Below are 2,452 nucleotides of genomic sequence, written 5' to 3' on the forward strand. Positions count from 1 at the left end.
TTCGCTGCTCGGCAGCGAACAGGCCGAGACGTCACCGGTCGGCATCGGCATCGCCGCCGTCTCCGTCGTGGTCATGCCGTTGCTGGTCTGGGCCAAGCGACGCACCGGCCGCGAGCTCGGCTCGGCCACCGTGGTCGCCGACTCCATGCAGACCATGCTGTGCACCTACCTGTCGGCGATCGTCCTGGTCGGACTGGTCCTCAATGCCACCCTCGGCTGGTGGTGGGCCGATCCCGTCGCCGCTCTGGTGATCGCCGCCGTCGCCGTGCGCGAAGGCGTCGAGGCGTGGCGCGGTGAGCAATGCGACGACTGCGCTCTCCCAGCCGCTGGCGGCGGTGACGCCGACGGGTGCGGGTGCGGGCCAGGCTGCACCGACGCCTGCTGCACCGGCACTGAGCAGGCGGACCGATGACCATCGCCGCCTCCGCCGCTATCGCGTTGGTGGTCTACCTGCTCGGCCTGGCGGCGGCGTTCGGCTGGCAGACCTGGCGGCACTGGAAAGCCACCGGCAGCACCGGCTATCGCGGCATCTCCGGACGGCCCGGCTCCCTGCACTGGTGGGGCGGCCTGCTGTTCGCGGTCGCGCTGCTGCTCGGCGCCGCCGCACCGGTGCTCGTCCTGGCCGGCGTCATCGGCATCCCGGCCGGGCTGCGCCACCCGGCACTGTCCTGGGCGGGGCTCGTCGTCGCCGTCGCCGGGATCGCCGTCACCCTGGCCGCCCAGCGGCAGATGGGCGCCTCCTGGCGCATCGGCGTCGACGCCGGAGAGCGCACCGCGCTGGTCACCGGAGGGCTGTTCGCCCACGTCCGCAACCCGATCTTCACCGGGATGCTCGCCGTCACCACCGGCCTGACCGTCATGATCCCCACCATCGTCAGCGTGCTCGCGCTGGCCTGCCTGCTCACCGCGATCCAGATCCAGGTCCGTGCGGTCGAGGAGCCCTACCTGCTCACCACCCACGGCACCAGCTACCGGGCCTACGCCTGCCGCAGCGGGCGGTTCCTTCCCCGGATTGGCCGGCTCACACCCACCACCGGCCGCGCGCAGGTCGCCCCCTAGGCTTTGATCTTCGCTGGAGCCTGTGGCCAGGCCGTGTCGGGGGGATCGGGATGGACCTGAGGTTGCTCGGCCAAGCCGTGGGGATGTTCGCGGTGACCAACATTGACGACATCCTGATCCTGGCGTTGTTCTTCGGCCAGGCCGCCAGCGCCGGCGCCGGCCGCGCCGGGGCGATCCGTGTGGTGCTCGGGCAGTACCTGGGCTTCATCGCGATCCTGGTCGCCGCGATCGTCGGCGCGCTCGGTGCCGGCCTGCTGCCCGAATCGGTCATCCCGTACCTGGGGCTGCTGCCGCTGCTGCTGGGCCTGCGGGCGGCGTGGCGGGCCTGGCGCGACCGCCGCAACGGCGACGACGACACCGACGAACCCGCCGCAGCCGGCGGGCCGGGCATTCTGCAGGTCGCCGCGGTGACCCTGGCCAACGGCGGCGACAACATCGGCGTGTACGTGCCGGTCTTCGCCGTCGCCGGTACGAGCGGCATGGTGGTCTACGTATCGGTGTTCCTGATCGGCGTCGGCCTCTGGTGCGCCGCGGGCCGGTACTTCGCCACCCGCCCGGTCATCGCCAAAGCACTGTCGCGGTGGGGCCACATCCTGCTGCCCGTGGTGCTCATCGGCATCGGCCTGCTCATCCTCATCGATGGCGGCGCCTTCGGTCTGTGACCCTCGCCCGGCCGCCGCAGACCCTGCCGCCCCCTTCCTGCTCACCGCGCACGGCACTGCGTACCGGACGCCCATACCGGCCGGTTCCTTCCCGGCATCGGCCGCCTCGCACACGCCGACCACGCCATCACCCAACGGCCGAGAGTTAAGCGCCGAAGACCTTCCCAAGGTTCACTAACGGGTGATACCGCGCATCGCAGAACCGTCGCACATGGGAGCATCCCGTACATGTTTGCGACGTATTTGTGCAGCTAAAAGCAATGATGATCTTGAACGTGGTCGGAAAAGCCGACGGCTCGATCATCGCTGACACCCCACGCTCGCCGTCGCTGACCGTCCTTCGGACCTGGCTGGACCAGTGGGAAACCGCCGGCCGACCGGCCCCCGGCACCTACACCACTGCGCTCGTGCCGTACCACGGGACCGACCTTCCCGGCTGGGACCTACGCGTGTGGCCCGCAGCCACGTCGACCCCGCGCAGCCGCCGGACTTCCACCGGCCGCCGCTGACCGCGGCTACACCGGCTGCCACCAGCCGCGGCTGGATACCACCCCCGCCCGCCGGAGTCGACGCCTACACCGCCGCCAGCCGGTTGGACGCGGTAGGGATCCGCGTCAACGTCTCGACGACCTGCCCGGATTCCCTGACGCGGGTTGCGGCTCGGGCTGACCGAGGCGGTGACCATCGGCCTCGACGCCGACGACACGCCCTACCTCGCCGCTCTAATGACC

At 71.0% G+C, this 2,452-nt stretch carries 3 protein-coding genes; all 3 read left to right on the forward strand.

Going from position 1 to position 2,452, the window contains the following annotated elements:
• The coding region (locus VF468_00675) for a cation transporter (GenBank protein HEX5876839.1) at window positions 1–412 on the forward strand (412 nt) is incomplete at its 5' end.
• A complete protein-coding gene (locus VF468_00680; protein ID HEX5876840.1) occupies window positions 409–1,059 on the forward strand; it encodes an isoprenylcysteine carboxylmethyltransferase family protein in 651 nt (216 codons plus the stop codon). The genes VF468_00675 and VF468_00680, both read left to right, overlap by 4 nt.
• Before the next feature lie 50 nt (window positions 1,060–1,109).
• A complete protein-coding gene (locus tag VF468_00685) occupies window positions 1,110–1,721 on the forward strand; it encodes a cadmium resistance transporter (GenBank protein ID HEX5876841.1) in 612 nt (203 codons plus the stop codon).
• The last annotated feature ends 731 nt before the right edge of the window (window positions 1,722–2,452 follow it).

This window comes from Actinomycetota bacterium, from assembly GCA_036280995.1.
GTDB lineage: Bacteria > Actinomycetota > CALGFH01 > CALGFH01 > CALGFH01 > CALGFH01.

What these genes read in the sequence shown, in the direction of transcription:
- VF468_00680 (HEX5876840.1), top strand. Translation starts at nt 409, where the DNA reads ATGACCATCGCCGCCTCCGCCGCTATCGCGTTGGTGGTCTACCTGCTC.
- VF468_00685 (HEX5876841.1), top strand. Translation starts at nt 1,110, where the DNA reads ATGGACCTGAGGTTGCTCGGCCAAGCCGTGGGGATGTTCGCGGTGACC.